This is a genomic window from Acinetobacter sp. YH12227, from assembly GCF_013417785.1.
Lineage (GTDB): Bacteria > Pseudomonadota > Gammaproteobacteria > Pseudomonadales > Moraxellaceae > Acinetobacter > Acinetobacter gandensis.
Window position 1 is genome coordinate 1 of record NZ_VPDH01000144.1, and the last position, 3,070, is coordinate 3,070.

2 protein-coding genes and 1 pseudogene are annotated in these 3,070 nt (G+C 29.9%); all 3 read left to right on the forward strand.

What is annotated here, in order from left to right:
• Nucleotides 1-120: pseudogene (locus tag FTV09_RS17370) on the forward strand (IS5/IS1182 family transposase); the annotation flags it as partial.
• A gap of 280 nt (nucleotides 121-400) precedes the next feature.
• A complete protein-coding gene (locus FTV09_RS17375) occupies nucleotides 401-1,645 on the forward strand; it encodes a hypothetical protein (protein WP_180058976.1) in 1,245 nt (414 codons plus the stop codon).
• Between the two features lie 347 nt (nucleotides 1,646-1,992).
• Nucleotides 1,993-2,985: a hypothetical protein gene (locus FTV09_RS17380; protein WP_180058977.1), complete on the forward strand. Its 993-nt coding sequence runs from the start codon at nucleotides 1,993-1,995 to the stop codon at nucleotides 2,983-2,985.
• The last annotated feature ends 85 nt before the right edge of the window (nucleotides 2,986-3,070 follow it).

The following is a 3,070-nucleotide window of genomic DNA, read 5'->3' on the forward strand; positions in this document are numbered from 1 at the left end:
TTAGGCGATAAATTAACAGCGCGGAGTTTTCCAAGTCAGGTGAATGAGATCCATGCACGCATGGCAGTCTTGAATAAATTCACAGAATTAGGTCGCCCTCATACCCAAGTTGTCTCTTAAATTTGAGTAGCTTAAGGGAACTCAGCCTTTCAAACCTTTATGCAACAAAGCCGTTAGAGATTACGCAAAGAATATTGTTCAATATTATTTATACAAGCTCAGAGGCTCTTTAGATCAAAATGTAGTTGATGCAATAACTCAGAGAATTACTCCACCATATAATAGTAATATACCCCAACGTCTTCCTAAAATTTCGGAAATAGACGAAAAATATAAACCCAATAATAAAGACCCGAACTTCAAAGATTATTATTACTCAGCAAATAGAATTTTACGTTCAATGACAACTGAATATGGTCGTGGTACTTGTGGCTATGGTGATTTCGGTCGATATACATTTCAATCTAAGTTTCACCGTTGGGAAAATATGGTGAATGTAGATCTTCTTAGCAACTACGCATGTGAGCTTATTTTTGAAAAATACGGTTATGATGTTGAAAAACACGGAAAATTCGACAGAAATACAGGGTATACATCTAGATATGAAAATAACCTTGAACGTATTGGTAAAAAGTATCAATGGCTAGCACTTTATGAAGTTTTAGCTAAAGTTATTGATAATTATCAATATCTTAGTAATTATTGGAACAACGAAGGTGAATTAGTATGGCTTAAAAATATAAATGATCTTCATATTCGAGAAATTGATCCTGTATTTAAAATTCATGTAAATTTTCCCAAAAATAAAAATGAAATAATCATCCCGAAAATAAACTTCGATGATTGGGATGGAGATTTATCAACTTGGGTTATTAAAGAAGATCTACCTGATATTCATCCAATGATTGAGTTTGAATTGAATGGTGAAAAATGGCTTGTATTAGAACGTAACTTAGATTTTACTGAGCCAGAAGTATTTGGTATCCATGATGAAAAGAATAAGAAAAACCTTTGGCTACAGATTAGAAGTTATTTCATTCCAAAATCCAAATTTCGAATAGCATTTGATTGGCTTCAAGAACAACACTTTATGGGTAGATGGATGCCTGAAGCTAACGAATTCCATGACTTACTTTGTAAAGAATATTATTGGGCTGATGCTTATAAAGATCAGATATTTGAAAATGAATGGAAAAAACTAGAAAGATGGGGCAATAATGCACCGCATAATGTAGATGTTATGTCTACGGCAGAAAGACATTCTTGGGAATCAAGCGGTGAAGAAAATGGTTATAGTTTCTTAGCACCTAATAATTTATTGATCGAAAAACTTTCAATTAATTATGCGGATACATTAGGCTATTGGAATGATATGGAGGGAAATTTAATTGCTTTTGATCCATCTGTTACGAGTTCAACATATAGTAAAAATGCGTTAGCAATAAGAAAATTAGATCTAATAAAATTTCTTGAAGAAAATAACTTAAAAATATTTTGGACTGTGTTAGGAGAAAAGTGGTACAGAGGATCAAGCCACGGACGCGATGAAATTCCAAAACATAGACTAGAATTTTCTAGCTTAATAGAGATACATCGTGGAAAGCTAAGGGGTGAACCTAAAATTATTATGCAAGATTTTAATTAATTCTTATAAAGCTAATTATGAAATTTTTCCAAAGTAGGTTTTATTTCATAATTAGCTTTATTTTTTACAGATTTCATTCTTAGCTTTAATTTATGCTGAAAATTTCAAAATAAACTTTTCTAGACAGCAACAAAGCCTGAAGTTATTATCAGGTGTATTATATTTAACATAATATACATTATACGAACAAAAGGTACTTTAGTACTTGTTGTTTAAACTACATAATCTCTCTAATGCTTTAAAATCGTAAAATGTCATTTAAGTGTTGTTCATGTTTCTTAACACTTTAATATTTGGTCTTGATATCAAAAATATGTAGCATGGTTATATTTAAAGAATAGATAAAAATGCTCTTAAAATTTAAAGATAAATTCCATAAAAAGACTAATGACAAATTAATTGTCATCACTAATTCTTGTCTTGTACCATACGTTTGGCCTCAGGTTTACAATGAGTTTTTTATTTGTCATTTGGCTACTAATACTAAATATAAAATTCTTAGACACATTAATCATTTTTATGAGTTTTTAGATACCAAGCTTCATATTTTTCCAGATAAGATTTTTGATGAGTCCAACTTAGATAACACTAAAAATTACTTCTTCTCCTATTATTGTCATTTATGTAATGATTTAGAACCAATTAATAATGAAATTTGGGCGGATGTTGTAGTTTTTTATGAAAAAATTCAAGAGTTTAAATTAAATACTAGTAATAATATTAATTTTGAATTAAAAGAATCAATCAAAGATTTATCAGAAAAACTATCTCAATTTAAGTTTAGAAAATCTAAAAAAATATTAAAAATTAAATCATTACCTCCAGTCATTATTGACTATCTTGATGAAATTCTAGTCCCAGGTGCTGTTAACAATCCTTTTAAGCATTTACAAACACAGTGGAAATATTATGTGGCATACATTCTATTGTCATATGTAGGTTTGAGACGTGGAGAATTATTACTATTAAATATCGATTCTTTCTTCATGACGAAAAGCTTTAAAAATAATAAAAATTATTATTACTTAAATGTACAAAATAATGAGAGCGATGATGATGAACGCTTTACAGAGCTGAATTTAAAAAATCAATATGCTACTAGGCAGATACCTATTGGTGAGGATATATACAAACTACTCAAAATTTATTGTGAGGGCTATAGACCACGCTCTTACACCCCTTTTATATTTATATCCAATAGGCATAAACCATTGTCCGTAGAAGCCTTAAATAAGACATTTCTAAAAATTTATCAAGCGTTGCCTATAGAATTATCAAAACAGTTAGAAAAGACACACGGCAGAGTAAAACTTGAAGTGCGACATAAACCACCTAATTAATTTAAAGGGTTTATGGAGTATATAAAATTGTCATACCATCATCTTAACTTTGAAGATCGTACTGCATTAATGCTTGAGTCAAGAA

What these genes read in the sequence shown, in the direction of transcription:
- FTV09_RS17375 (WP_180058976.1), top strand. Translation starts at nt 401, where the DNA reads ATGACAACTGAATATGGTCGTGGTACTTGTGGCTATGGTGATTTCGGT.
- FTV09_RS17380 (WP_180058977.1), top strand. Translation starts at nt 1,993, where the DNA reads ATGCTCTTAAAATTTAAAGATAAATTCCATAAAAAGACTAATGACAAA.